The organism is Pseudomonas sp. 18-147, from assembly GCF_051048045.1.
Taxonomy (GTDB): domain Bacteria; phylum Pseudomonadota; class Gammaproteobacteria; order Pseudomonadales; family Pseudomonadaceae; genus Pseudomonas; species Pseudomonas aeruginosa.
On sequence record NZ_CP182296.1, the window covers coordinates 5,099,324 to 5,125,460 of the forward strand.

The window sequence follows — 26,137 nt, forward strand, 5'->3', positions numbered from 1 at the left end:
AAAACGCCTGCTTGTCCGCAGGCGTTTTTTTGCCGCGCTCCCACCGACGTCATCCGCCCGCCTCGGCGGGCGCCGCCAGCGGCAAGCGAACCACGAACAACGCACCCTCCCCCTGGTTGGCCGCCGTCAGGCTACCGCCCATGTTGCGCACCAGATCGTGGCTGACCGAGAGACCCAGGCCGGTACCCTTGCCCTCCGCCTTGGTGGTGAAGAAGGGTTCGAATATCCGCTCCAGCAGGAGCGGTTCGATCCCACCGCCGTTGTCGTGCACGTGCAATTCGACCCAGCCCGGTTCGCGGCAAGCCACCTGCTCCAGGCGAACGCGCCGGCTGGCCAGGCCGGGATTGCCAAGCAGGGCATCGCGGGCGTTGGCGAGCAGGTTGATGATCACCTGTTCCAACTGGTCCGCCTGCCCTCGCACCACCATCCGCTGCGTCGGCGCCGGGCACTCCACCTCGATGGCGTGCTGACGCAGCCCCTCGCCGAGCAGGCCCAGGGCGCCTTCGAAGGCGGCATAGGGGTCGAACGGCAGCGCCTCCAGCGCCGACTTGCGGCTGAACACGCCGAGGTGACTGACCAGGCGGTCGACGCGCAGGACCTGGGCATCCATGCGCTCCAGTTTCTCGCCCAGGTAGTCGCCGTCGAGGCCGACGCTGTTCATCCGCTGGCGCATGTTGAAGAGGGTCATGCGCAGCACGTGCAGCGGCTGCTTCACCTCGTGGGCGAGGCCGCTGACCATCTCCCCCAGGCTGGCCATCTTGGCGCCTTGCGCCAGTTGCTGCTGGGCCCGGCGCACCGGCGTGTTGTCACGCCCCACCGCCTGTACCTCGCACAATTCGCCACGGGCGTCGAACAACGGCCGCTCGGCCCACACCAGCCAGAGAAAACGTTGCCCCGGCAGGTTGAAGCGCAGCTCCGGCACCTCGCTGGCGCCCTCCCGCGGCGAGCCCAGCAGACGCGCGCGCAAGGCGCTGGCGTCTTCCGCCGCCAGCCACTCGTCGAGCCGGCGACCGACCAGGCGCTCCGGGCTGGTCGCGAGGCTATCGGCGAAGGTCCGGTTCACGTAGGTCAGCACCAGGTCGGCGGTATAGCGACAGATCAGCGCCGGCGAATCCTCCACCAGGACCCGGTAGCGTTCCTCGCTCTCGGCGATACGCTGTGCCGCCAGGTGCTGCTCGGTCACGTCCAGCCACAGGCCCACCGCCTCGCTGGGCAGGCCCTGGGCATCGCGCAGCAGCTTGGCTTCGTCGTAGAGCCAGTGCCAGTTGCCCTGGCCATCGGCGAGGCGATAGCGGGTCTTCACCCGGCCCTCGCGAAGCAACTCGCGGCCACGGGCGAAAAAGGCCTCCAGGTCGTCCGGATGCACCCGTTCGGCGAGCGCCTGCCAACTCTGTCCCTGCAAGTCGAGGCCGAGCAGGTTGCTCGCGCTTTCGCTGTAGAACTCCGGCACCAGGTGCCCCTGCTCGACCCGCTGGACGTAGATCACCACCGGCGCGCTGTCGATCAGGCTGCGCAGCCGCGCGTGGGCCGCCTGTACCCGTTCCTCCTGGCGCCGGCCTTCGCTGATGTCGAGCAGCACGCCGGACAACCCCAGGGCGCTGCCGCGTCCCAGCGGCCGGCCCTCGATGCGCAGCCAGCGGCGCTCGCCGCGGCTATCCGGCTGACGCAGGCAAAGGTCCTGGGCCAACGCCTGGCCGCTGCGCAGGCTGGCACGCAGGCGCAGGCCGAGTTCGTCGGCGTCCGCCGGTTGCAGCAGGCCCTGCAGGTGTTCCAGCGGCACCCGACGATACTCGCCGGTCAACCCCAGGCTGTCGTGCAAGGCCGGCGCCAGTTCGAAGAGTTCCTGCTCCGCCCAGTAACGCCACCAGCCGCCGCCGATCATCTCCTGCAACAGCCCCAGCTTGCGCGAACTGTCGTGCTGCTCGTGGAGTTCGCAGCGGTCCGCCACCTGGTTCGCCAGCAGTTCCGCGAGGTATTGCCAGTCCTGCGGCGCGGGCCCCTGGGCGAGCTGCTCCAGCGACATCGGCCGCACCAGCAACGCCCCCAGGCGGCCACCGCGCATCGCCGCCGGCACCAGGTAGAGCGCGTCCTCGCCGATCTGCCGGAGCAGCGTCGAGGCGCCTTCGCCACGGCGTAGCAAGCGCGCGCCCGCCCCTTCACGCAGATCGTCGTCGGCGAGTTGCAGGGGCGGTCGCAGCAAACTGTCGCTGCCAGGCCGCACATGACTGGCGAAGACCGTGCAGAAACCCTTGCCGTCGCCCAGCAGCAGGGCGATAGCTTGCATCTGGAACGCGCCGGAGAGCGATTCGAGAATCTCCTGGACCGCCTCCGCCAGGTGCCCGTGGGAGACATGGCGCAGACGCGAAAGGATCAGCTTGCCCAGGCTCAGGCTCTGCAACTGGTGCTGCTGGCTGTCGGACTGCCAGTTGAGGTCGGAGATGTCCATGCCCAGCAGCAGCGAGCGTCCCAGGCCGTCGAGCGGCTGCATCGGCTGGAAACGACAGGTCAATGGCGCGGCGGCATCGCTGCGCAGCGTCAGGTCGAGACGCTCGCCCCGGCGCAGGCCGGCCAGCGTCGGCGCACCGGGGGCGCGCCGCTCCAGATACTCGGCGAAAGGCCGCGGCTGTTCGCCAAGCCCATGGGCGCACTGCAGACGATACGCCTGCCGCCCGCCGACCCGGATCACGCGGTCCTGTTCGTCCATCTCGAAGCACAGGTCCCAACTCCTCAGCGAAGCGCTCCAGAGGGCGGGGCCTTCCTGCGAAAAGGGTTCCGGCCTCTCGGCCTCGGCGGACGACGAGCGGGAAAATTCGAACATGCGACCACCTCACAGCAACAGGTTGGCACTCGCCTTCAGCGTCTGCGGCAGGTTGGGAATCGCGCCGATGCCGGGGAAGCTCAGCACGGGGATGATCGCCTTGCCCGGATCGCCGTACGGGTACTGCACGCAGACCTCGATCCGCGACGTGGCGCTGACGTAGTCGGCGTACTGGCCATTACCGGCACAAGGCTGGAGGTTCGCTCGCCAAGCCGCCGGCATCCAGTCCAGGCGTGCGAGCAACTCGTCCCTGGCACGGGCTTCGGCGAGGCTCTCGTAGCCCGCATCGGAGGGATCGACAGCGATCGCCGCACGGGCCCCCACGGCAGCGGCATCGTTGAACGACTGCAACATGAGCAAAGGAATGCTGTAGCTGATCAGGCCGTAGACCAGCGCGAAAAACAGCAGGAAGATCGCTGTGAATTCGATGGCGACGGCGCCGTGCTGGCGTCGCCGGGAAGCTTTTCCGAGCATGAGCTGACATCCCCGATCCGCATCCTTAATACTAGTCGTCATTCGCTCCGCCAACGTTACTGAAAAGGTATTAATCCAGATGTCGAAAAAAGGCTGAAGAACAGGATGGAGCAATTAGCACTGGCCTTGTGGGCAAGCGTTTGCGGATATCAGGACATCAAACGTTTGCGCGTCTCCAACTGGCTTATCCTGGGCGGTTTTCTTATTTCCTTTGTTTATTTATATGTGAAAGAGTCAAGCCTGACCGGCGCTACGGTTAATATGGCAATGACCGCACTTTTTATAGGCGTCTGCCTCAGCCTTCCCGGCTACCTTCTCGGCAGGCTCGGCGCCGCCGACGTCAAGTACCTGGCCGCACTGGGGCTGGCCAGCGACCCGCTTACGGTGCTCTATAGCCTGGCCTTCGGCTGCCTGCTGTGCATCGCGCTATTCATCCTCGTAAAGTTATTCAAACGTTCGGTAGAAAAGTCCGCAATGAATGAAGAAGTTCGCCTTCGAAGGGCACCGTCAAAAAACAAGTCATTCCCTTTTATATTCGCCATGGGCGCCGGCCTTTTGGCACATCTGATTATCAGTAAAATTATCTGAGTAAACTTGCGGAAGACCTCACTTAGCGACTATATGCTTATGGCTAATACCATTCGGTATGGCTGCATTCCAATGCACGTCCCCTGTTAAAAACAAAATAAGCAAATGGAGCGTATGACCATGGACAAACCGGCCTCGCGGCATTTCAGCGTCTTGATCATCGATGATGAACCCCAGGTGACCTCGGAACTCCGCGAACTGCTGGAAAACAGTGGCTACCGTTGCGTAACCAGCACCCACCGGGAGTCGGCGATCGCCAGCTTCCAGGCCGACCCGAACATCGGCCTGGTCATCTGCGACCTCTACCTGGGGCAGGACAACGGTATCCGCCTGATCGAGAGCCTCAAGGAAGTCGCCGGCAACGGCAGGTTCTTCGAATCGATCATCCTCACCGGTCACGATGGCCGCCAGGAAGTGATCGAGGCCATGCGGGTCGGCGCCGCCGACTACTACCAGAAACCGGTGGCGCCGCAGGAACTGCTGCATGGCCTCGAACGCCTGGAGAGCCGCCTGCACGAGCGCGTCCGCAGCCAGTTGAGCCTGAGCCACGTCAACCAGCGCCTGGAATACCTCGCCGAATCGCTGAACTCGATCTACCGCGACATCCACAAGATCAAGTACGAGGTACACGGCAACAGCCAGCCGAGCGCCCTCAGGAGCGAAGACAGCCAGCCGTCCGCGCCGCCGACGCCGGTCGCGGAAAGCCAGGTGTCCCCGAGCAATCCGCTGTTCGGCAAGCTGTCGCCCCGCCAGCAGGCGGTGGCGCGGCTGGTGAGCAAGGGCCTGACCAACTACCAGATAGCCTACGAGCTGGGCATCACCGAGAACACGGTGAAGCTGTACGTCTCCCAGGTGCTGCGCCTGATGCATATGCACAACCGCACCCAGTTGGCGCTGGCCCTGTCGCCTGCGGCGATGCAGCAGGGCAGCGGAGCGGTGGTGCACTGACAGGCGCGATGGCCCGGCGGGCCTGCTAGATCAGCAGTTCCGCCCTGCCGACATCGACCTTCAGAATCTCCGCGTCGATGTATCCAAGTTGTACCCCCAGCAAGGGCAGGACCAGATTCAGGATCGGCGTCAGCAGCCCATCGACCAGAGGTGCCACCACGGAATTCACGATGAGGTCGGTGAGCGCCGTCGAGCCGCACAGCAAAGGCAAGCACAGTCCGAGCACCACGGGATTGACGTTGATGCTGGTTTTCAGGGTACTGGCGAGAAAGCCGCTTTCCGGCAACCTGCGGCTCTGGACGAGATCGGAACCGTCGGCTTTCACGTTGAATCGCGTATCGCCCGAGCTGCCGGCGATCGAGGTATCGAGCTTGAGATCCAATCGCACCAAGCCGCCAAGCACCAGAATCGAGCCGACCTGATCGATGTTGGCCGGACTGCCGATCTTTATCGTCGCTCCACTGCTTCTCCAACCGAAGTCCAACGCGGTATCCGGGCGGGTACAGGCCATGCTTTTCAGCCAGACGGCTCCCGACGCGCCTTCGATGGCCAGTTGCAGTTTCGTGGTGGCGAGAATGGACAGGAACCCGGAATCGATGTCCGCCGTAAGTCGTACCTGGGACTGGCGCACCTCCGTGCGCCAGGCACCGCTCTCATCCTGCCCTGGCGGCCCGGAGACGATCCTCTTCGGCTCTACGACCGTGAGCCGTGCATTGGCCAATCCAGGGATACCCAGGTTCACGGCGACCGCGGAATTCTTGTTGGCGACCTGGGCAACCGCCATGATGAGATCCAGCGCATTGATCGCCGTATCCAGCTGCGACATGCTGTTCACCTCGCCGGCGCTCAGCCCCAGCAAGTCTCCCAGTTTCAACGTGGCCGACTTTACCCCCACCAATTGCGCTCTCAGGGCCTCGACCGAGGCTACGCCGTTCTTCGCCAGGACGTTCACGCTGGCGGCGAGTACCTGCTGCAAGCCGACGTTGGTATTCAACAACTGTTCGATGGTCCCCAGGCTGGTATCGACCCCGATCAAGCCCATTCCATCCGCGCCGAGAATGTCCAGCACACTGAGCTTCGCGTCGGCGATACCGTTGTAGGCCGCCGCCGAGAGATCGATGTGGGTGCCCAGCAATCCGCTCAGGATGGGGTTGAGCAACGCCGATTGGCCACTGTTCACGCTCGCCAGCCCCGTGCCTGCGGAAATCGTGGCGTTCGGCAGGCGTCGCGCCACAGCCTCTGCGCGGAGATCGACGTTGGCATTGCCGCCGCCGAACAGTCCCCCGAGGTTGGCGACCAGGCTGCCGGGAACGCTCTTGGTCACCTCGACATGCACCGCCTCGTTGGCGGCAGCCGCGTTCGACGCGCTGGCTATGAAACTGCGCAGGCCGCCGGCACTCAGCACGCCGCCGACCTCCGCCGACAGGCTGGAGCCGGCGGCGTCCGCATCGAACCCGTTGAGCATCGCGCTGGCCTTGGCGAAAGACGTCGCCTGGGCAGAACTCTGGTCGCCGCACAAGGCTCCCTGGGAGGCACTCTCCAGCGCCGCCACGTCCGCCACTCGCTGCAGGTTGCGCTGCTCCAGGTAGAGCCGCCCGGTATCCACCACCAGCAACAGGCAGATCAAGGCCAGCAGCAGGGTGGTCGCCGCCAGGATGCCGATCGCCCCGCGCTGTCTTGCAGGCCATCCGTTCATGCCCTGCCCCTCCGCCAGGAACCGTCAGTTCTTGCTCTCGCCGAAGCCGCGATCTTCCAGCAGGTACTCGGGAATCTCGTGCTCATAGCTTTTCAGGTAGCGCTGGTAGGCACGCTGGCGCTCGGCGGCGGTCGCGCTTTGCCGAACCGGGCTGGCGGCCCGGCCGCTCGCCTGGATGGCCAGCCAGGCGCGGGTGGCGGTCTGCGGTTCGGCCGTCGCTGGCGCGGCAGGACGGACCGCCGGCGTGTCCGCGGCCCAGGCCGTGCCGGACAGGAGCAGCAAGACGCCGAACAGGATTCGCTCGTGCATGGTTCACCTCTCCGGCGCCGGCTCAGGGCGCCTCGTTGGCCATCGCGGTATGCATATTCGCCTCCGCCGGCAGTTCCGCCAGCGGGTCGTCGCTTGCCGGCGCCGCGCCGGGTGTCGGTACGGCACCCCAGCTGCGCGCCCGCGCCTCGGCCGCGCGGATGTCCCGGGCATCCAGCTGCAAACGCTCGATGAGGCGCTGCGCATCTTCCCGGTCGCCTTGCAGGTACAGCAGGCCGAGCAGGTTGGTCGCCGGCAGCTTGCCACCCTGCTGCAACTCCAGCGCAGTGATGAATTCGAAGCGCGCGCCGACACGGTCGCCGCGCTTGAGCAGGGCGACCCCCAGGTCGTTGCGGAAGCGGCTCTCGGTCGGCCGCAGGCGCGCCGCCTCGCGCAGCTCGAGGACCGCCCGGGCGCTGTCGCCATTGCGCAGGGCGAGCAGGCCGAGGCCGTGGTGCGCCTCGGGTGCCTTGCAGGTTTCCAGCAGGGCCTGGTACTCGGCCCTGGCCCGCGGGTCGCCGATCCGGCGCAGGATCAGCGCCCTTTCCTCGCGCACGTCGAGCAACCCCGGCGGCATGCTTTCCAGGTTGGCCAGGGCCGCATGCAGGCGGCCCTCGCGGATCATGTCGCGGACCATGTTCATCTGCAGTTCCTGCTCCTGGCCGAGCTGCTGCGAACACTCCCGTGGGCCGTCCCGCCCCGGCAGCGCGGCGCAACCGCCGAGCAGGGCGGCGCACAGGCCGATGCCGATCAGTGCTTTCATCCCAGTCCTCCCAAGGCCTTGGTGATGGCAATGACGCCCGGACCGGCGAGGACGATCAGCAGCGCCGGGAACAGCAGCACCATCATCACCAGGCTCATCTTCGCCGACAGCTTGCCGATGCGTTCCTGCAAGGTGGTCAGGCGCCGGTCTTCGAACAGTTGCTTGAGCGTCAGCAGGGTGCTGCGCGCACTGCCGCCCTGGCGCAACATCTGCCGTAGCACGCCGCAGCAGTCGTTCAGCGGGTCCACCTGCAGGCGCCGGGCAAGCGCCTCCAGCTCTTCCGCCAGGTCGATGCCGTTGTCGGCACGGGTCAGCGCCAGGTCCAGCTCGCGGGCCAGTTGCGGGGTGATCCCGCGGCCTTCCAGGCAGACCACGCGCAGCGTCTGCTCCACGGTCAGGCCGGCGTCGAAGAGGATGCGGATCAGTTGCACGAACAGGATCATCTCGTCGGCGATCAGCGCCCGGCGCGCCTTGGCGAAGTGCTTGAGCACCTGCTTGGGCAGGAGGAAACCGATGCCGGCGGCGAACAGCAGCGGCACCGCGTAGGACGCCTCGCTCTCGGCGCGCAGCAGCTTGACCAGCAAGACCAGGAGAACGAACAGCAGCGGCGTGAGGAACACCGAGATCAGGTACAGGGTCCGGTAGCGACTCTCGTGCCAGCCGGCCTGTTGCAGCAACTGGCGGGCCTCGCTGTCCATCAGTTGCAGGCGCCGCACCCAGAAGCTGTCGTCCATCCGCTCGGTCATGCCGGCCAGCCACCTGGTCGAGCCGCCAGGGTTGGCCAGCGCTCCCAGGCGCCTCTCGATCAGGCGCTGCTCGCGGCTGCCGTTGCGCGCCTGGAGCAACAGCAACAAGGCACCGCCGACCGCCATCAGGAGCGCCGCGAAAATCAGCCACTGTGCCTGCATGGCCACCTCCTAGACGCTCTTGAGCATGCGCCACAGCGCATAGCAGCCGAGCAGTTGCAGCCCGAGCGAGGCCAGCAGCAGGAAACGCCCGGTGCCGTCGGCCCACATGTTCAGCAGATAGCCCGGGTTGCTCGCCAGGATGTAGCCGCCCAGGGCGCTCGGCACGCCGGCCAGGACATAGGCGCTGATCCGTGTCTCGCCGGTCATCGCGTGCAACTGCCGGCTGAGCTTCTCGCGCTCGTGGATGAGCTTGACGATGCTGTCCAGCAGGTCGCTGGTATTGCCGCCATAACGGTGGTTGACCGAGACGCCCAGGGCGAGGATGCGCAGCTCCTCAACCTCGTAGAGTTCGGCGACTTCCTGCAACGCCTCCGGCAGGTGGATGCCGAGAAGCACGTGGTTGCGCGCCAGGGTGAAGATGTCGCGCAGCGGCTCCTCGGCATTCTCCACTGCCTGCATCAGCGCGTCGCCCAGCGTGCGCCCGGCGTGCAGGCTGCGCACCACCTGGTCGAGGAAACGCGGCATCTGCCGGATCATTCGCTTCAGGCGGCGCTGGTAGAGCATGCCCAGGGCGACGCGGCAGGACAACGCCGCCAGTAGCAGGCCGCCTAGCGCGCCGATGGTGCCGAACAGGCCCAATCCGCTCCAGACCAGCAGCAGCGCGAGCACTGCCGCCCCGAACAACCACGGGCGCGGGCGCTGGATACCGGCGCGACGCATCTGGCGAGCCAGCCAGTGACTGCTGCGCGGCCGCACCGCGACCGCCTCCTGGCGTCCCAGCAGCCGTTCAACCACCAGTTCGTTGCGCCCGGCGCGCCAGCCCATGAACGCCAGGGCCAGCGCGGCGAAAGCCAGCACGCCGCTGAACAGCACCAGCAGTTGCGCGCCGTTCACAGCAGCGCCTGGCGGAATTTCTGCCCGACCGGCGCGGCCTGGCGGACGAACTGCCCGCTACCGCGCCGGTCGAGACTGAACAGGGTATTGGTGACGTACACGCCGTCGCGCACCTCCAGCACCTCCAGCACTTCGCTGATGCAACGCCGACCGCTGGCCAGGCGGGTGATCTGCACCACCACGTCCAGCGCGGCGCAGATCATCAGGCGCAAGGTCTGCTCCGGCAGCCTGTTGCCGGTCAGGCCGACCAGCATCTCCATGCGCAGCAGCGAATCCATCGCCGAGTTGGCATGCACCGTGCTCATCGAGCCGTCGTGGCCGGTGTTCATCGCCTGCAGCACGTCGAGTACCTCGACGCCGCGGATCTCGCCGAGGATGATCCGGTCCGGGCGCATCCGCAGGGCGTTGCGGATCAGGTCGCGGGCGGTCACCTCGCCGTAGCCCTCGGCGTTCGGCGGACGGGTCTCCAGGCGCACCACGTGGTCGTGGCCGAGTTGCAGCTCGGCGGTGTCCTCGATGGTGACGATCCGCTCGCGTTCGTCGATGAAGCCGCTGATGACGTTGAGCAAGGTGGTCTTGCCGGTGCCGGTGCCGCCGCTGATGAGGATGTTGCAGCGGCGCGAGACCGCCTGGCGGAGGAACTCGAGCAAGGCTTCGTCGACGCTCTGGTAGGCCAGCAGGTCGGCACTGCGCAGCAGCTCCTGGCTGAACTTGCGGATCGAGATGCACGGCCCGTCCAGCGCCACTGGGGGAATGATCGCGTTGACCCGGCTGCCGTCCGGCAGGCGCGCGTCGACCATCGGGCTGGACTCGTCCAGGCGTCGGCCGAGGGGCGCGAGGATACGCTGGATCACCCGCAGCACATGGTGGTCGTCGATGAAGCGCAGGTCGCTCTGGTAGAGCCGCCCTTCCCGCTCGACGAACACCCGGCCCGGCCCGTTGACGAGGATTTCCGAGACGCCGGGATCGCGCAGGAGGATCTCCAGCGGGCCGAAGCCGGTGAGTTCGTCGACCACCTCTTCGGCCAGGCGGTCCAGTTCGTAGCGGGAGATCGCCAGTTGATGGCGCGAGCCGTATTCGCAGACCTTTTCCGAGACGTACTGGACCACGGCGGAGCGCGCGCCCTCCAGCAGGTTCATGCCGTCTTCGTCGATCTCGTCGATGATGTAGCGGTGCAGGCGCAGCTTCAGCGCCTGGATGTCCTGCTCCTGGCGGTAGTGGAAGGCACCGCCGTCAGGACGCGCGCCGAATCCCGTGCTCATAGCAGCGCCGCCTTGGCCCGGCCGAGCCAGGACAGCAGCGAACGGCGCTCGCCGCGTGTCACGCACAGGCTGTCCGCCAGTTGCCGCAGCTTGGCCGCCAATGGGTCGCGCGGCGCCACCTCGAACAGGCTCTTGCCGAGGTTCTTCGCGCGCAGGCGCGATTCCGGGGACAACGGCAGGACACCGAACAGATCGAGGTCGAACATCCGGCTCAGGGCCTGCTGGTCCGGCGCCACATTGGGCAGGTAGCGCTCGATCAGCAACTCGATGGAGGGCAACGGCAGGTTGCGCTCGCGCAGGCGGCGCAGGCGCTCCAGGCCCTTCTTGCAGGACGGTACGCTCTGGTCGACCATCCACAGCACGCGGTTGGCCTGCACCAGCAACTGGTTGCTCAGCTCGCCCTCGGGCAGCCCGGTGAGGTTGACCACCACATGGCTGAACGCCCCGCGCAGGTTGCCCAGCAACAGATAGAGTTCGGCGGTGGTGACTCGCTCCAGCACGCCGGGCTCGTCGGTCAGGCTGAGTATCCGCAGGCCGCTGTCGAGGCGGGTGAAGGCGCTGTCGATCAGGGTCTGGTCGAGGCGCCGCAGGTTGCGCAAGGCATCGCTGAAGGTGAAGGCCGAGTCCAGGCCGAGGATCGCCAGCGCCTCGCCGGTGGGCTGGCCGACGTCCAGCAGCAGGACCTGGTTCGGCGTCTGCTCCTGCAACGCCTTGGCCAGGTGCAAGGCGACGAAGGCGCCGTCGGCGTCCGGTCGGGCGCTGACCAGGGTCAGCAGCTCGCCCTGGCGCGCCGCGCTCACCGGCACGCTGGGCAGGCGTCCGCCGAGGCGCCGGATCAGCCCGGTCAGCTCGCTGGCGCGGGCGCCGTAGGTGATGAAGTCGCGCGCGCCGGCGCGCATCGCCGCCAGCACCAACTGGTTGTCCAGGCCGTCGCCGATGGCCACCACCGAGAGCATCGGCCGCGCCGATACCAATCCCTCGACCAGCGCACCCTGGGACACCAGGTTGCTTTTGCCGAGGCTGATGAACAGCACCCCGGCGGCGGTGACGTCGAGCAGCGCCAGCAGCTCCTCCAGGCTGGCGCTGCCTGCCGGAACCACCTGGCCGGCGGACGCCAGGCTGTTCTGCAACCAGTCGAGTTCGCCGGGATGCTGGGTCAGCGCCACGAAGTTCTGGTTCATGCGCGCCTCCTAATCCGACAGACCGGTGTCGTTCTGCTGGCCGTCGTACTCGCCGCGCTCGAGGAAGTACAGGCGCGAGAACCCCGGATCGTAGTGCCGCAGGCCCTCGCCGGGCAGGTCCGGCAACTGTGCGTCGGCGGCCAGCGGCTGGACCAGGTGCGGGGTGACGATCATCAGCAGCTCGCGGTCGTCCTTGTCCAGCTTGGTCGAGCGGAAGAACGCACCGAGGATCGGGATGTCGCCCAGCCAGGGAAACTTGTCGACGTTGCTCACCGAGTTGCTGCTGGTCAGCCCGCTGATCACGAAACTCTCGCCGTCGGCCAGCATCACGCTGGTGTCGGTGCGCCGGACGCGCAGCGCCGGCACCGCCACCCCGCCGCTCTGGATGCCGGCGCTGTAGTCCAGTTCGCTGACCTCCGGCGCCACCTTGAGAGCAATGCGGCGGTTGTTCATCACCGTCGGGGTGAGGGTCAGGCGGATGCCGAACTCCTTGTATTCGATGGTGACGTTGTCGTTGGTGCCGTTCGGCACCGGGATCGGAAACTCGCCGCCGGCGAGGAACGACGCGCTCTGCCCGCTCATCGCCACCAGGCTCGGGCGCGCCAGGGTATAGGCGAAGCCGCTGCCCTCCAGGGCATTCATGAAGCTCAACCACTTGCCGCCGCCGAAGATCAGGTTGAATCCCGAGCTGCCGGTGCCGAAGGTGCCGCCCAGGCCGCTGCCGTCGGCATTGACCTTGATGTCGCCGAGGCTGCCCGGCGCACCGAGCACCCAGAGGTTGCCGCCGCGGCGGACGAACGAGGTGCTGGCCTGCTTCAGCTTGCTGCGGCTGACCTCGACGAAGCGGATATCGGTCTGCACCTGGTTCGGCAGCTCCTCTGCGGCGCCGACGGTGAACGCTGGAGCACCGCGGGTATCGACGCTACCGCGTCCCTCGACCTCCACCAGGCTGCGCAACGGCTCGGGACTGCAGCCGGTCCAGATCAGCAGGCTGGTGGAGCCCTGTTCCTTACCGGTGACCAGGAAGCCGCGACGATCCAGCAACTGTACGTCGGCGATCTTCGGATCGCCGATGGCCAGCCGTTCGATCGGCACCGCCAGGCGCAGGTCACGCTGTTGTCCCTGGACGACGTCGACCCGCGGCGCCTGCGCCAGCAACTCGATGCAGCCCTGCGGCAAAGCCAGTGCCGGCAGCGCCAACGCCACCCCCAGCAGCCCTCCCAGCCAGCGCGACACGCCTATCCCGGTGCTCCGATGCATATGCCGGCTCCCCTCAAGGCACTTCATGGGTCATGGCGCTGCCACGGTAGACCGTGACCCCGTTGGCCACCGGCACGCGCGGAGCCGCGCTGCGCACGCTCGGCGCCGTCGGTTTGCGGCGCTCCAGCAGTTGGTCGAGACTCAGCGCCGCGCTCGGCGCGCCCAGCGACGCTTGCAGCAGCGCGCCTTCCTGCTCCCTGCGGTAGAGTTCTTCGTCCTTGCTGCGGATGGCCAGGCGCAGCGAACCGGCCTGGCTCGCCAGCATCAGCCGCGCCACGCCGTCCTCCGGTACCGCCAGCACCGCGGTACGCGGCGGACGCGGGTCCTTTTCCTGGTTCGAGCGGTCCTGTCCATCGCTGCCCACGGCGATCCGCTCGCCGTAGGTCAGTACCCGGACGCCGGGCAACACCAGTTGCGCCAGCGGGGTCGATTCGCCGTCCCGCTCGTCACGCACGAAGAGCATCACGTCGACATAGTCGCCGGGCAGGACGAAGCCGCCGCCGCCGACCACTTCGTCCACAGCGATCGCCATCGCCCGCTCGTCCGGACGGATGGTCCGGGCCAGCGGACCGCCGGGTTCGAGGGTCGCGGCGGAAAGAATGCTGCCGGCCGGCACCGCGACCCAGACCCGCTTGCCGAGCAACGCCTCGGGCCTGTCGTAGCTACCGACCGGTGCGGTCCGCAACAGCTCGACGCTCAGGTCGTCCTTGCCGATCACCGCCAGCGCCGGGAGATCGCGACTGGCCACCAGCACCGGCTTGCGTTCGAGCTTTTCCAGCGAAGCGTCCACCGTCGCCGAAGCCGGCGCCACGGATGGAGCGTGCGCGTTCGATGGCGCGCGGCCGATGGATACGCCGAGGTATCCGAGCAACACCGCACCGAGCAGCAGCAGGCCGGCCAGGGCCATCAGCACCTTGCTATTCATGGGCAGACCCCTGCTATGCGTCCGGACAGGTCGATGAACGGAAAATCACCGGCGATCGCCGATGAACGAAAAAGAAAAAGTGGCGTCTTGCTGTCCGTGTCATGGCCATACTCCGGGACTGGCTTTCCATGGCAGGTACATTGGGTTATCGACTGGAGACAGTCGTTATTCAAGAACCAAAGTTCATAACTTCGACCATGCGGCGATAGGCCTGAATCTAGACTTGGGATAATCAATGTCAATTTGTCATTAGATGTAGTCCAAGCCTTGTAACTCGCCATATAACCTTGCGACTAATCCACTCCTACTAATGCCATTTAGTTGTTGCAAAACGCCATCATCGGCCTAGCCTCAGCGTGGAGGCAGGGCTCTGTCTCGGTGATTGCCGCGTTCGAGGAGCAAACAAGAATGAAGAACCTGACTCTGCTCGTGTATTGCAAACTTCGCGCATTCCTGGCGGACGAAGAAGGGGCAAATGCCATCGAATACGCGGTTATCGCAGGTTTGATCGCGGTGGCTCTGATTGCCGTATTGAGTCCCACGGACAGTGGTATCGTCGGCGGGCTGAAAGCCTTCTTCGACGGAGTCGGCGAAAAAGTCGGCGGGCTGGCTCCGACAGCGAACTGACGCGAGCGCTTTCCCGGTCGCTTCCCATAGTGGCGCCATTTTCATGGCGCCACTATTTTGCCTTTGTAATGGCACTGTGCTACAAAGCCTGCCGTTCAGGCGCTGGATCATGGCTTTCCCCCGCAAGCTCCCTACCTGGTGGCCTGGGCTCCCCGCCCTTCTTGAGGCTTTTGCCAGGACGCATCGCTCATGCTTCGCTCGCTGTCGTTTGCCAAGAAAATCCTTCTCGCCGCCGCGCTGGTGGTAGTTTTCGCCTTCAGCTGCTTCATCCTCTACAACGATTACCGACAGCGCGAGGCCGTGCGCACGGACACGGAAAACTACCTCGGGGAAATCGGCACCCTGACCGCCAGCAACATCCAGAGCTGGCTGGAAGGCCGCATGCACCTGGTGGAAGGCCTGGCCTCGCAACTGGCGCTGCTCGACCAGCCCGACGAGGCGAATATCGCAAGGCAACTGGAACAGCCCGTCTTCAGCCGCAATTTCGCGTCGGTCTATCTTGGCGAGGCGGCCAGCGGCACCTTCACCATGCGCCCCTACGACGCCATGCCGGAAGGTTACGACCCACGTACCCGCGCCTGGTACAAGGACGCGCTGGCGGCCGACCGGCTGATCGTCACCGAACCTTTCGTCGATGCCGGCACCGGCGAGCAGATCCTCGCCATGTCGCTGCCGGTGCGGCACGCCGGTCAACTGCTGGGCGTCGCCGCCGGCGACATGAAGCTGGAGACCCTGACCGCGATCCTCAATTCCCTGAAGTTCGACGGTGCCGGCTACGCCTTCCTGGTCAGCGACGCCGGCAAGATCCTCCTCCACCCCGACTCCGGGCTGGTCCTGAAGACCCTCGCCGAAGTCTATCCCAAAGGCGCACCGAACATCGTCCCCGGGGTCCACGAGGTGGAACTCGACGGTCGCAGCCAGTTCGTTTCCTTCACCCCGGTGAAGGGACTGCCCGGCGTGACCTGGTACGTCGCCCTGGTCCTCGACCGCGACACCGCCTATTCGATGCTCAGCGAATTCCGCACTTCGGCGATCGTCGCCACGCTAATCGCGGTGGTCGGCATCATGCTTCTCCTCGGCATGCTGATCCGCGTACTGATGCAACCGCTCACCGACATGGGCCGCGCCATGCAGGACATCGCCCAGGGCGAAGGCGACCTGACCAAGCGCCTGAAGGTCACCAGCAACGATGAATTCGGTACGTTGGCCAATGCCTTCAACCGCTTCGTCGAGCGTATCCACGAATCGATCCGCGAGGTCGCCGGCACCGCTCGCCAACTGCACGATGTGGCGCAACTGGTGGTGAACGCCTCGAACTCCTCGATGGCCAACTCCGACGAGCAGTCCAACCGCACCAACAGCGTCGCAGCAGCGATCAACGAACTCGGCGCCGCCGCCCAGGAAATCGCCCGCAACGCCGCCGATGCCTCGCACCACGCCTCCGACGCCAACCACCAGGCCGAAGACGGCAAGCAGGTGGTCGAGCAGACCATCCGCGCGATGAACGAGCTTTCCGAGAAGATCAGCGCCTCCTGTGCCAACATCGAGGCCCTCAACAGCCGCACGGTGAACATCGGCCAGATCCTCGAAGTGATCAAGGGCATCTCCGAGCAGACCAACCTGCTCGCCCTCAACGCCGCCATCGAAGCCGCGCGCGCCGGCGAGGCCGGACGCGGCTTCGCGGTGGTCGCCGACGAGGTGCGCAACCTGGCCCACCGTGCCCAGGAGTCGGCCCAGCAGATCCAGAAGATGATCGAGGAACTTCAGATCGGCGCCCGCGAGGCGGTGGCCACCATGACCGAAAGCCAGCGTTACAGCCTGGAGAGCGTGGAGATCGCCAACCGTGCCGGCGAACGCCTGGGTAGCGTGACCAGCCGGATCGGCGAGATCGACAGCATGAACCAGTCGGTGGCCACTGCCACCGAGGAACAGACCGCGGTGGTCGACTCGCTGAACATGGACATCACCGAGATCAACACCCTCAACCAGGAAGGCGTGGAGAACCTCCAGGCCACCCTGCGCGCCTGCGGCGAGCTGGAAACCCAGGCCGGGCGCCTGCGGCACCTGGTGGACAGCTTCAAGATCTGAGCCCGTCCGTCCCACAGGCCGGCTAACCGCGAAGCGGTTAGCCGGCGATCATCCAGCCCCCATGAAAAAGGCGCCCGCGGGCGCCTTTTTCATGGCCTGGCGCTCAGCGCCGCTTCTTCCCGCCCATCAACGAGCCGAGCAGGCCACGCACCAGCTCCCGGCTCAACTGGTTGGCCGCCTGGCGCATGGCGCTCTTCACCGTCGAATTAGACAGCAGGCTGCCGAGAATCTGCCCGGCCATGCCGCCGACGCCGGACGAGCTTTCCTGCTGAGCAGTCGCCTGGCCCTGGACCTCGGGCTTGGCGCCCGCCTTGTTCGCCAGCACCTCGTAGGCCGACTCGCGATCGATCGGCTGGTCGTAGCGACCCTTCAACGGCGACCGCTGGACCAGTTCAGCGCGCTCGCTGTCGCTCAGCGGGCCGATCCGCGAATAGGGCGGCGCCACCGCGACGCGCTGGACCATGGCCGGCGTGCCCTTTTCCTCCAGGGTGCCGACCAACGCCTCGCCGATACCCAGTTCGGTCAGCACCCCCAGGGTGTCGAACACCGGGTTCGGGCGGAAACCGTCGGCCACCGCGCGCAGCGATTTCTGCTCCTTGGCGGTGAAGGCGCGCAGGCCATGCTGGATACGCAGGCCGAGCTGGGCCAGGACATCGTCCGGTAGGTCGCCCGGCGACTGGGTGACGAAGTACACCCCGACGCCTTTCGAGCGGATCAGCCGGACCACCTGTTCCAGGCGGTCGCGCAAGGCTTTCGGCGTGCCGTTGAACAGCAGGTGGGCCTCGTCGAAGAACAGTGCCAGCACCGGCTTGTCGGCATCGCCGCGCTCCGGCAGTTGCTCGAACAGCTCGGCCAACAGCCAGAGCAGGAAAGTCGCGTAGACCTTCGGCGCCTCGTGCACCAGGCGGCTGGCGTCGAGCAGGTGGATGCGCCCGCGCCCGTCCGGCTCGGGGCGGAGGATGTCTTCCAGTTGCAGGGCAGGCTCGCCGAAGAAGGCCTCGGCGCCCTGCTGCTCCAGAGTGGCCAGGCGGCGCAGCAGCGCCTGCCCGGAAGCGCCAGTGAACAGCGCCCGGTCCTCGCCAAGGATTTCCGGATTGTCCTTCAGATGGTTGAGCAGCGCCTTCAGGTCCTTCAGGTCGAGCAGCAGCAGGCCTTCCCGGTCGGCCACCTGGAAGGCGGCGAACAGCGCGGCCTGCTGGCTATCGGTCAACTCCAGGAGGTTGGCCAGCAGCAGCGGGCCCATCTCGCTGATGGTGGTGCGCAACGGGTGGCCGGTCTTCCCGGCGATGTCCCAGAGCGTGGTCGGGTAGGCCTTCGGCTGGTAGTTCAGCCACGGCATGCTGGCGATACGTTCGGCGACCTTGCCCTGCGGGTTGCCCGGCGCGGCGATGCCGCACAGGTCGCCCTTGATGTCGGCGGCGAACACCGCGACACCGGCATCGCTGAAGGATTCGGCGAGGTGCTGCAAGGTCACCGTCTTGCCGGTACCGGTGGCGCCGGCGATCAATCCATGACGGTTGGCCAGGCGCCAGGCCTGTCCTACCGGCTGGCCATCGGGGCCAGCGCCGATCAACAACTCATTCGCTTGCGACATCCATTCATCCTCGGGACTAAAGCTCCGGCACGCTGTGCCGACAGTAAGGGAAAGCCCTTGTGCAACGGGGCTTCCAGCGGAACCCGCGTACCAATATGCGCGGGTTCCCGCGAAGGGCGTCGGGCCAGCGCATCGACCCGATCTGGCCGTCCAGCTTCAGCGAAGACCTTCGGGCCTTGCTGAGACAGGAAAAATCGCCATCGTATCCGTATCACGCATTCTTCGGAGCCACCCAGGGAACCGTGGCTTCGTGGCACAAGGCCGTGCCTGGGTCGACGGACTACCCACCCGCGCGACCCGCCCGACGCTGCAAGGCGTACGGAAAGCCCCTGCGCCCGCGGAACGGTCGCAGGGGTCTGGTCAAAGACTGGCGCTACATACTCCTGGACGCAATACAACATGATCAAAAGTCTGAAGTTCAGCCACAAGATCCTCCTCGCGGCCTCCCTCGTGGTGTTCGCCGCTTTCGCACTGTTCACCCTCTACAACGATTACCTGCAGCGCAACGCGATCCGCGAGGACCTCGAAAGCTACCTGCGGGAAATGGGTGACGTGACTTCCAGCAACATTCAGAACTGGCTCGGCGGCCGTCTGCTGCTGGTCGAGCAGACCGCCCAGACCCTGGCCCGCGACCACAGCCCGGAAACCGTCAGCGCCCTGCTCGAACAGCCGGCCCTGACCTCGACCTTCAGCTTCACCTACCTCGGCCAGCAGGACGGCGTCTTCACCATGCGTCCGGACAGCCCGATGCCGGCCGGCTACGATCCGCGCAGCCGGCCCTGGTACAAGGACGCCGTGGCGGCCGGCGGCCTGACCCTGACCGAACCCTACGTCGACGCCGCCACCCAGGAATTGATCATCACCGCGGCGACACCGGTGAAGGCCGCTGGCAACACCCTCGGCGTGGTAGGCGGCGACCTCAGCCTGAAGACCCTGGTGCAGATCATCAATTCGCTGGACTTCAGCGGCATGGGCTACGCCTTCCTGGTCAGCGGCGACGGCAAGATCCTGGTGCACCCGGACAAAGAGCAGGTGATGAAGACCCTGAGCGAGGTCTACCCGCAGAACACGCCGAAGATCGCCACCGGTTTCAGCGAGGCCGAATTGCACGGGCATACCCGCATCCTCGCCTTTACCCCTATCAAGGGCCTGCCTTCGGTGACCTGGTACCTGGCGCTGTCCATCGACAAGGACAAGGCCTACGCCATGCTCAGCAAGTTCCGCGTCTCGGCCATCGCCGCCGCGCTGATCTCCATCGTCGCCATCCTGGTCCTGCTCGGCCTGCTGATCCGCCTGCTGATGCAGCCGCTGCACCTGATGGGCCGTGCCATGCAGGACATCGCCCAGGGCGAGGGCGACCTGACCAAGCGCCTCGCCGTGACCAGCCGCGATGAATTCGGAGTGCTCGGCGATGCCTTCAACCAGTTCGTCGAGCGTATCCATCGCTCGATCCGGGAAGTCGCCGGGACCGCGCACAAACTGCACGACGTCTCGCAACTGGTGGTGAACGCCTCGAACTCTTCGATGGCCAACTCCGACGAGCAGTCCAACCGCACCAACAGCGTCGCCGCGGCGATCAACGAACTCGGCGCCGCCGCCCAGGAAATCGCCCGCAACGCCGCCGATGCCTCGCACCATGCGTCCGACGCCAACCACCAGGCCGAGGACGGCAAACAGGTGGTCGAGCAGACCATCCGCGCGATGAACGAGCTTTCCGAGAAGATCAGCGCCTCCTGCGCCAACATCGAGGCCCTCAACAGCCGCACGGTGAACATCGGCCAGATCCTCGAAGTGATCAAGGGCATCTCCGAGCAGACCAACCTGCTCGCCCTCAACGCCGCCATCGAAGCCGCGCGCGCCGGCGAGGCCGGACGCGGCTTCGCAGTGGTCGCCGACGAGGTGCGCAACCTGGCCCATCGCGCCCAGGAGTCGGCCCAGCAGATCCAGAAGATGATCGAAGAGCTGCAAGTCGGCGCCCGCGAGGCGGTGGCCACCATGACCGAGAGCCAGCGCTACAGCCTGGAGAGCGTGGAGATCGCCAACCGTGCCGGCGAAAGCCTGAGCAGCGTGACCCGGCGGATCGGCGAGATCGACGGGATGAACCAGTCGGTGGCCACCGCCACCGAGGAGCAGACCGCGGTGGTCGACTCGCTGAACATGGACATCACCGAGATCAACACCCTCAACCAGGAAGGCGTGGAGAACCTCCAGGCCACCCTGCGCGCCTGTGGCGAGCTGGAAACCCAGGCCGGGCGCCTGCGCCAACTGGTGGACAGCTTCAAGATCTGAGACCGGCCGGTCTCGTCGCCGAACCGGCGGACAACCGCGATGCGGTTATCCGCCCTGCCGACGAAAAGCGCCCACGGGCGCTTTTTTTCGTTCTCCAGGTCGCATTCGGTGAAACCATTCATCCGTTGCGCTAAAGCTTCCGGACTTGCCGCCGACAGACACGGCAAGCCTTGCAGTTGCGATCCAACTGGGGCTGTTCACGACAGCGCGCCCGCGCCTCCCGGATGCAAGAAACCATGATCAAAAGTCTCAAGTTCAGCCACAAGATCCTGCTCGCCGCCGCGCTGGTGGTGATCGCGACCTTCTCCCTGTTCACCCTCTACAACGACTCCCTGCAGCGTGCCTCGATCCGCGAGGACCTGGAGGACTACCTGCACGAAATGGGCGAGATCACCGCCAGCAACGTGCAGAACTGGCTGAGCGGGCGCATCCTGCTGATCGAGAACCTGGCCCAGACCCTGGCCCGCGACCACAGCCCGGAGACCACCCAGGCCCTGCTGGAACAGCCGCTGCTGGGCTCGACCTTCCTCTTCACCTACCTGGGGCAGACCGACGGCACCTACACCGCGCGCCCCACCAGCGACCTGCCGGCCGACTACGACCCGCGCCGCCGCCCCTGGTACAACGCCGCCACCAGCGCCGGCCAGACCACCCTCACCGAACCCTACATGGAGCCGGCCATCCACGAGCTGGTACTGACCATCGCCAGCCCGGCGCGCCAGGGCGGCCAGCCATTCGGCGTGGTCGGCGGCGACCTCAGCCTGCAGACGGTGGTGAAGATCATCAACTCGCTGGACTTCGGCGGCATGGGCTACGCCTTCCTGGTCAGCGGCGACGGCAAGATCCTCGTCCATCCGGACAAGGACCAGGTCATGAAGAGCCTCAGCGACGTCTACCCACGCAACACGCCGAAGATCGGCAGCGGCTTCAGCGAGGCCGAGCTGCACGGCAACACCCGGATCCTCAGTTTCTCTCCGGTCAAGGGCCTGTCCGGCCTGGACTGGTACATCGGCATCTCGGTGGACAAGGACAAGGCCTATGCCATGCTCACCAAGCTGCGTACCTCGGCGATCGTCGCCGCGCTGATCGCGGTGGTCGCCATCGTCCTCCTCCTCGGCATGCTGATACGCGTACTGATGCAGCCGCTCACCGACATGGGCCGCGCCATGCAGGACATCGCCCAGGGCGAAGGCGACCTGACCAAGCGCCTGAAGGTCACCAGCAACGATGAGTTCGGGGCCCTGGCCATTTCCTTCAACCGCTTCGTCGAGCGTATCCACGAATCGATCCGCGAGGTCGCCGGCACCGCTCGCCAACTGCACGATGTGGCGCAACTGGTGGTGAACGCCTCGAACTCCTCGATGGCCAACTCCGACGAGCAGTCCAACCGCACCAACAGCGTCGCCGCGGCGATCAACGAACTCGGCGCCGCCGCCCAGGAAATCGCCCGCAACGCCGCCGATGCCTCGCACCACGCCTCCGACGCCAACCACCAGGCCGAAGACGGCAAGCAGGTGGTCGAGCAGACCATCCGCGCGATGAACGAGCTTTCCGAGAAGATCAGCGCCTCCTGTGCCAACATCGAGGCCCTCAACAGCCGCACGGTGAACATCGGCCAGATCCTCGAAGTGATCAAGGGCATCTCCGAGCAGACCAACCTGCTCGCCCTCAACGCCGCCATCGAAGCCGCGCGCGCCGGCGAAGCCGGACGCGGCTTCGCAGTGGTCGCCGACGAGGTGCGCAACCTGGCCCACCGCGCCCAGGAGTCGGCCCAGCAGATCCAGAAGATGATCGAGGAACTGCAGATCGGCGCCCAGGAAGCGGTCAGTACCATGACCGAGAGTCAGCGCTACAGCCTTGAAAGCGTGGAGATCGCCAACCGTGCCGGCGAACGCCTGAGCAGCGTCACCGGACGGATCGCCGAGATCGACGGGATGAACCAGTCGGTGGCCACCGCCACCGAGGAGCAGACCGCGGTGGTCGATTCGCTGAACATGGACATCACCGAGATCAACACCCTCAACCAGGAAGGCGTGGAGAACCTCCAGGCCACCCTGCGCGCCTGCGGCGAGCTGGAAACCCAGGCCGGGCGCCTGCGCCAGCTGGTGGACAGCTTCAAGATCTGAGCACTGCCCGAGCCGTAGCCGAACCGGCGGATAATCGCGCCGCGGCTATCCGCCCTGCCCCCGGCCATTCGTAGGGTGAACAACGCCAACGGCGTTGTTCACCCTTATCCTGCCAGGATGCCTCCCGAGGCATGCCTTCCTCTCCGCCCGCTCCCTCTGCGACCTATTCCCGCGCTGGCTGCCGCAAGCGCGCCGGCTCGCGCTTTCTTTCCTAGACTTGAAGCTACCCACGGCTCCCGCACACCGTTCGAACGACTGCCGGTGCCGGTGGTCCACTGAGTGGCAGAAGGAACAAGCTCAACGGAGGAAGGCCCATCGTGCACATCGCCGATATGACCATGTTCTACGCGCCTGCCAGCGGGGGGGTACGCACCTATCTCGAAGCCAAGCATCGCCATCTCTGGCACTATCCCGGCATTCGCCACAGCGTGCTGGTTCCCGGCGCCAGCTACCGCCAGGCGAACGGCATCCACGAGGTGCCGGCGCCGCCGCTGCCATTCGGCAATGGCTACCGCTTCCCTCTCCGTCGCGGCCCCTGGCGCAAGGTGCTGCGCAATCTGCAACCGGACCTGATCGAGGTCGGCGACCCGTACCTCACCGCCTGGGCGGCGCTCGACGCGCGACGTCGGCTGGACGTGCCGGTGATCGGCTTCTACCACTCCGACCTGCCGCTGCTGGTGAGCAATCGCATGGGCGCCTGGCTCGGCACCAACGCGGACAACTACGTCAGCAAGCTGTACGGCCACTTCGACCGGGTCCTGGCCCCCAGCCGGGTAATGGCGGAAAAGCTGATGCGCCTGGGCGTCGCCGACGTGCATGTACAACCGCTGGGCGTCGACCTGGTCACCTTCCATCCGAGCAACCGCGATCCGGGGCTGCGCCAGGAACTCGGCCTGGACGAGGAAACCCGCCTGCTGGTGTTCGCCGGGCGCGGTTCGCGGGAAAAGAACCTGCCGGTACTGCTCGACGCCATCCAGCGCCTCGGCGACGGCTATCACCTGTTGCTGGTGGGTTCCAACATGCCGACCCGGGTACCGCGCAACACCAGCGTGGTCGACCATTTCTGCGACAGCCGCGAAGTCGCCCGCCTGCTGGCGAGCAGCGACGCGCTGCTGCACGCCGGTGACCAGGAGACCTTCGGCCTGGTCGCACTCGAAGCGATGGCCAGCGGCATTCCGGTGGTGGCGGTGCGCGCCGGGGCACTGGCGGAAATAGTCCCGGAGCGTTGCGGCGTGCTCTGCGCACCGAACAACGGCGACGCCATGGCCTGCGCGGTGCGCGAACTGTTCAGCCACGACGTCGAGCTGCGCGGCCAGCGCGCCCGCCGTCACGTCGAGCGCCAGCATGCCTGGGACGCGGTGGTCGCCGGTCTGCTCCTGCACTACCACGCGGTACTCGGCGACAGCGAGGCGAGGTTCCCGCGCTATGGCTGAACGCAGCCTGCTGCTGGTGTTGCACGACGTGGCCCCGGAAACCTGGCCGGACTACCGGCCCTTCGTCGAGGCCGTGGACGCGCTCGGTGAGGTCCCCATGACCTGGCTGGTAGTGCCCGACTTCCACCATCGCAACCCGCTGGAAGCCGACGAAAAGTTCTGCAAACTGCTCTCGCGGCGGGTAACCCGGGGTGACGAACTGGCTCTCCACGGCTTCTATCACTACGATGACGCCCCACCACCGCGTACTCCAGGGCAATACTTCATGCGTCGCATCTACACCTGGGAGGGAGAGTTCTATGCCCTCGACCACGCCGAGGCCAAGACCCGCCTGGCCGCCGGCATCGAGCTGTTCCGCCGCCGCGGATGGCCGCTGCACGGTTTCGTCGCGCCGGCCTGGCTGATGAGCGCCGGCACCCGCCAGGCGCTCGGCGAGAGCGGGCTGCGCTACACCAGCGACCCGTCCAACCTGTATCTGCTTCCCCACCTGCAACCGATCGAGGCCCCCGGCCTGGTCTGGAGCGCGCGCAGTGCCTGGCGTCGCGGCCTCTCCTGGGCGCTCAGCGAGCAGCGCCGCCGGGCCTGGCGCGCAGCGCCGGTGATCCGTCTCGGACTCCATCCGGTCGACATGCGCCATCGCTTTTCCCGCGAATACTGGCTGCGTACCCTGCGCACCCTGCTATCCGAGGGGCGCCAGCCGTTGACCAAGATCGACTGGCTGGAGCGCCACCTCGCCCTGGACCGCGCGGCATGAGTCGAGGCTGGTTACTGCTGTTCGGTTTGATCGGTGCCTCGCTGATTCCGCTGGTGCTCGGCGGCAGCGACATGTTCCCGCGCTTGCGCGCCTTCCCGCTGGACAGCCTGCTGCTGATGTTCGGCATGATCGTGGTCTGCTGGTTCATCAACGGCCTGCGCCTGCGCCTGCTGCTCGCCGGGCGCGCCGGCAAGCTCGGGCAATTGCAGAGCGTCGGCATCATCATGGCCAGCGAATTCGCTTTCTGCGCCACTCCGGGCGGCAGCGGCGGGCCGTTGACCCTGATGGCGCTGCTGGCCCGGCGCGGCCTGCGCCCGGCACAGACCAGCGCGGTGTTCGCGGTCGACCAGTTGGCCGACCTGACGTTCTTCCTCTGCGCCCTCGGCGCGATCCTGATCTATGCCCTCAGCCATTCGCTGAGCCCGAACATGGAATCGAGCCTGATCTTCAGCGCGGTATTCCTGGTCGGCCTGTTCGTCGGCGCGGTAATGCTGATCCGCTACCTGCACCAGGTGATCCTCTTCAACGGGCGGGTTCTGGCGCGGCTCGGCGTGTCATCGCGCAAGCGCCTGCACTGGGGCCGCAAGATCCTGCATTTCCGCATTGCCCTGCACGACAGCCTGCGCCTGCCGAAACGACGCCTGCTGGCGGTCTTCCTTCTCAGCAGTACGCACTGGCTGCTGCGCTTCAGCGTGCTCGATCTGACCCTGCGCGGCCTGGGAGTGGATATCCAGTGGGCCTGGACCTTCCTGATCCAGATGGTCTCGCTCAGCGCCGGACAGCTCTCGCTGATCCCCGGCGGCGCCGGCGGCACCGAGCTGACCTCGGCGGCCCTGCTGGCCCCCATGATCGGCAAGTCGACGGCGGCGGCGGCCATCGTCATCTGGCGAGCGGTGACCTTCTATTTCTACCTCGTCGCCGGCGGCCCGGTGTTCGCAGTGCTCGCCGGACGCCCGCTGCTGAAGAAGCTGATCAGCAGTCGCGAGGCTTCTTCCTGAGCGTATCCTCGGCGTCAGCCTCGCCCGTCTCGCTGGCGCTCTCCTGGATACGCCGCCAGAGTTCGGCCGCGCCGGGAAACTCGGTTCCGTCCTCGTCGCCGAGGGCGTCGATGTCGTAACGGCTTGTGCAACCCTCGCCGAGGGTCGGTGGCGGGCTGGCGGTGCCCGCCGACCTGGGATCGCTCATGTTCGTTCCTCCGGGTGC

The 26,137-nt window shown here is 66.3% G+C and carries 22 protein-coding genes; 9 read left to right on the forward strand and 13 right to left on the reverse strand.

Going from position 1 to position 26,137, the window contains the following annotated elements:
- Positions 1 to 49: 49 nt before the first annotated feature.
- Positions 50 to 2,818: a two-component system sensor histidine kinase PprA gene (gene pprA / locus ACM0M4_RS24205; protein ID WP_115288861.1), complete on the reverse strand. Its 2,769-nt coding sequence runs from the start codon at positions 2,816 to 2,818 to the stop codon at positions 50 to 52.
- A 9-nt stretch (positions 2,819 to 2,827) separates the two neighbouring features.
- Entirely contained in the window at positions 2,828 to 3,334 is a 507-nt protein-coding gene (locus ACM0M4_RS24210) for a TadE/TadG family type IV pilus assembly protein (RefSeq protein ID WP_003120840.1), read from the reverse strand.
- 63 nt (positions 3,335 to 3,397) lie between these two features.
- On the opposite strand from ACM0M4_RS24210, the gene fppA reads away from it, so the two are divergent.
- Positions 3,398 to 3,880 (forward strand): type 4b pilus Flp prepilin peptidase, encoded by a 483-nt coding sequence (gene fppA / locus ACM0M4_RS24215; protein WP_003103961.1) that lies wholly within the window; start codon positions 3,398 to 3,400, stop codon positions 3,878 to 3,880.
- A gap of 120 nt (positions 3,881 to 4,000) precedes the next feature.
- Positions 4,001 to 4,828: a two-component response regulator PprB gene (pprB, locus tag ACM0M4_RS24220; protein WP_033948626.1), complete on the forward strand. Its 828-nt coding sequence runs from the start codon at positions 4,001 to 4,003 to the stop codon at positions 4,826 to 4,828.
- 25 nt (positions 4,829 to 4,853) lie between these two features.
- Here pprB and tadG read toward each other — a convergent pair whose 3' ends face one another.
- From tadG to rcpC, 9 genes are read right to left on the reverse strand one after another with little or no spacing between them, the layout of a single operon-like run.
- The gene (gene tadG, locus ACM0M4_RS24225) at positions 4,854 to 6,524 is read right to left on the reverse strand and encodes a type 4b pilus Flp biogenesis protein TadG (protein ID WP_003123262.1); all 1,671 of its coding nucleotides are present in this window, start codon (positions 6,522 to 6,524) and stop codon (positions 4,854 to 4,856) included.
- Between the two features lie 24 nt (positions 6,525 to 6,548).
- Complete coding sequence (locus ACM0M4_RS24230; protein ID WP_003114983.1) at positions 6,549 to 6,833, reverse strand: DUF3613 domain-containing protein; 285 nt, start codon at positions 6,831 to 6,833, stop codon at positions 6,549 to 6,551.
- Positions 6,834 to 6,855: 22 nt separating this feature from the next.
- Entirely contained in the window at positions 6,856 to 7,593 is a 738-nt protein-coding gene (gene tadD / locus ACM0M4_RS24235; protein WP_003114982.1) for a type 4b pilus Flp biogenesis protein TadD, read from the reverse strand.
- Positions 7,590 to 8,501, reverse strand: a complete 912-nt coding sequence (tadC, locus tag ACM0M4_RS24240) for a type 4b pilus Flp biogenesis protein TadC (protein WP_003103955.1) — start codon at positions 8,499 to 8,501, stop codon at positions 7,590 to 7,592. The genes tadD and tadC overlap by 4 nt, the downstream gene beginning before the upstream one ends.
- A gap of 9 nt (positions 8,502 to 8,510) precedes the next feature.
- A complete protein-coding gene (tadB, locus tag ACM0M4_RS24245) occupies positions 8,511 to 9,395 on the reverse strand; it encodes a type 4b pilus Flp biogenesis protein TadB (protein ID WP_003114981.1) in 885 nt (294 codons plus the stop codon).
- Positions 9,392 to 10,657: a type 4b pilus Flp biogenesis ATPase TadA gene (gene tadA / locus ACM0M4_RS24250; RefSeq protein ID WP_003093851.1), complete on the reverse strand. Its 1,266-nt coding sequence runs from the start codon at positions 10,655 to 10,657 to the stop codon at positions 9,392 to 9,394. Before tadA ends, tadB begins: the two co-directional genes overlap by 4 nt.
- Complete coding sequence (tadZ, locus tag ACM0M4_RS24255) at positions 10,654 to 11,838, reverse strand: type 4b pilus Flp biogenesis protein TadZ (RefSeq protein ID WP_003093855.1); 1,185 nt, start codon at positions 11,836 to 11,838, stop codon at positions 10,654 to 10,656. Before tadZ ends, tadA begins: the two co-directional genes overlap by 4 nt.
- Positions 11,839 to 11,847: 9 nt before the next feature.
- Complete coding sequence (rcpA, locus tag ACM0M4_RS24260) at positions 11,848 to 13,098, reverse strand: type 4b pilus Flp secretin RcpA (RefSeq protein ID WP_003107384.1); 1,251 nt, start codon at positions 13,096 to 13,098, stop codon at positions 11,848 to 11,850.
- A 13-nt stretch (positions 13,099 to 13,111) separates the two neighbouring features.
- Positions 13,112 to 14,023, reverse strand: coding sequence for a type 4b pilus Flp biogenesis protein RcpC (rcpC, locus tag ACM0M4_RS24265; protein ID WP_003107382.1), 912 nt, complete (start codon positions 14,021 to 14,023; stop codon positions 13,112 to 13,114).
- Between the two features lie 408 nt (positions 14,024 to 14,431).
- Between rcpC and flp the strand changes: the two genes are divergently transcribed.
- Both flp and pctC read left to right on the forward strand, forming a co-directional pair.
- Positions 14,432 to 14,650: a type 4b pilus Flp major pilin gene (flp, locus tag ACM0M4_RS24270; RefSeq protein ID WP_003107380.1), complete on the forward strand. Its 219-nt coding sequence runs from the start codon at positions 14,432 to 14,434 to the stop codon at positions 14,648 to 14,650.
- Positions 14,651 to 14,839: 189 nt separating this feature from the next.
- The gene (gene pctC / locus ACM0M4_RS24275; RefSeq protein WP_034007927.1) at positions 14,840 to 16,738 is read left to right on the forward strand and encodes a methyl-accepting chemotaxis protein PctC; all 1,899 of its coding nucleotides are present in this window, start codon (positions 14,840 to 14,842) and stop codon (positions 16,736 to 16,738) included.
- A gap of 103 nt (positions 16,739 to 16,841) precedes the next feature.
- Here pctC and ACM0M4_RS24280 read toward each other — a convergent pair whose 3' ends face one another.
- Complete coding sequence (locus ACM0M4_RS24280; RefSeq protein WP_115288862.1) at positions 16,842 to 18,332, reverse strand: helicase HerA-like C-terminal domain-containing protein; 1,491 nt, start codon at positions 18,330 to 18,332, stop codon at positions 16,842 to 16,844.
- Positions 18,333 to 18,731: 399 nt separating this feature from the next.
- Between ACM0M4_RS24280 and pctA the strand changes: the two genes are divergently transcribed.
- The 5 genes from pctA (at position 18,732) to ACM0M4_RS24305 (ending at position 25,932) form a co-directional block, all read left to right on the forward strand.
- Positions 18,732 to 20,621, forward strand: a complete 1,890-nt coding sequence (pctA, locus tag ACM0M4_RS24285) for a methyl-accepting chemotaxis protein PctA (RefSeq protein WP_003148125.1) — start codon at positions 18,732 to 18,734, stop codon at positions 20,619 to 20,621.
- A 236-nt stretch (positions 20,622 to 20,857) separates the two neighbouring features.
- A complete protein-coding gene (gene pctB, locus ACM0M4_RS24290; protein ID WP_003148126.1) occupies positions 20,858 to 22,747 on the forward strand; it encodes a methyl-accepting chemotaxis protein PctB in 1,890 nt (629 codons plus the stop codon).
- A 317-nt stretch (positions 22,748 to 23,064) separates the two neighbouring features.
- The gene (locus ACM0M4_RS24295; RefSeq protein ID WP_003101181.1) at positions 23,065 to 24,180 is read left to right on the forward strand and encodes a glycosyltransferase family 4 protein; all 1,116 of its coding nucleotides are present in this window, start codon (positions 23,065 to 23,067) and stop codon (positions 24,178 to 24,180) included.
- Positions 24,173 to 24,934, forward strand: coding sequence for a DUF2334 domain-containing protein (locus ACM0M4_RS24300; RefSeq protein WP_003101179.1), 762 nt, complete (start codon positions 24,173 to 24,175; stop codon positions 24,932 to 24,934). The genes ACM0M4_RS24295 and ACM0M4_RS24300 overlap by 8 nt, the downstream gene beginning before the upstream one ends.
- On the forward strand, positions 24,931 to 25,932 hold the full coding sequence (locus ACM0M4_RS24305; protein ID WP_221345441.1) for a lysylphosphatidylglycerol synthase transmembrane domain-containing protein: 1,002 nt from the start codon (positions 24,931 to 24,933) through the stop codon (positions 25,930 to 25,932). Before ACM0M4_RS24300 ends, ACM0M4_RS24305 begins: the two co-directional genes overlap by 4 nt.
- On the opposite strand, the gene ACM0M4_RS24310 is transcribed toward ACM0M4_RS24305, so the two are convergent.
- Positions 25,907 to 26,119: a hypothetical protein gene (locus tag ACM0M4_RS24310; protein WP_003101176.1), complete on the reverse strand. Its 213-nt coding sequence runs from the start codon at positions 26,117 to 26,119 to the stop codon at positions 25,907 to 25,909. The genes ACM0M4_RS24305 and ACM0M4_RS24310 overlap by 26 nt on opposite strands.
- Positions 26,120 to 26,137 lie beyond the last annotated feature (18 nt).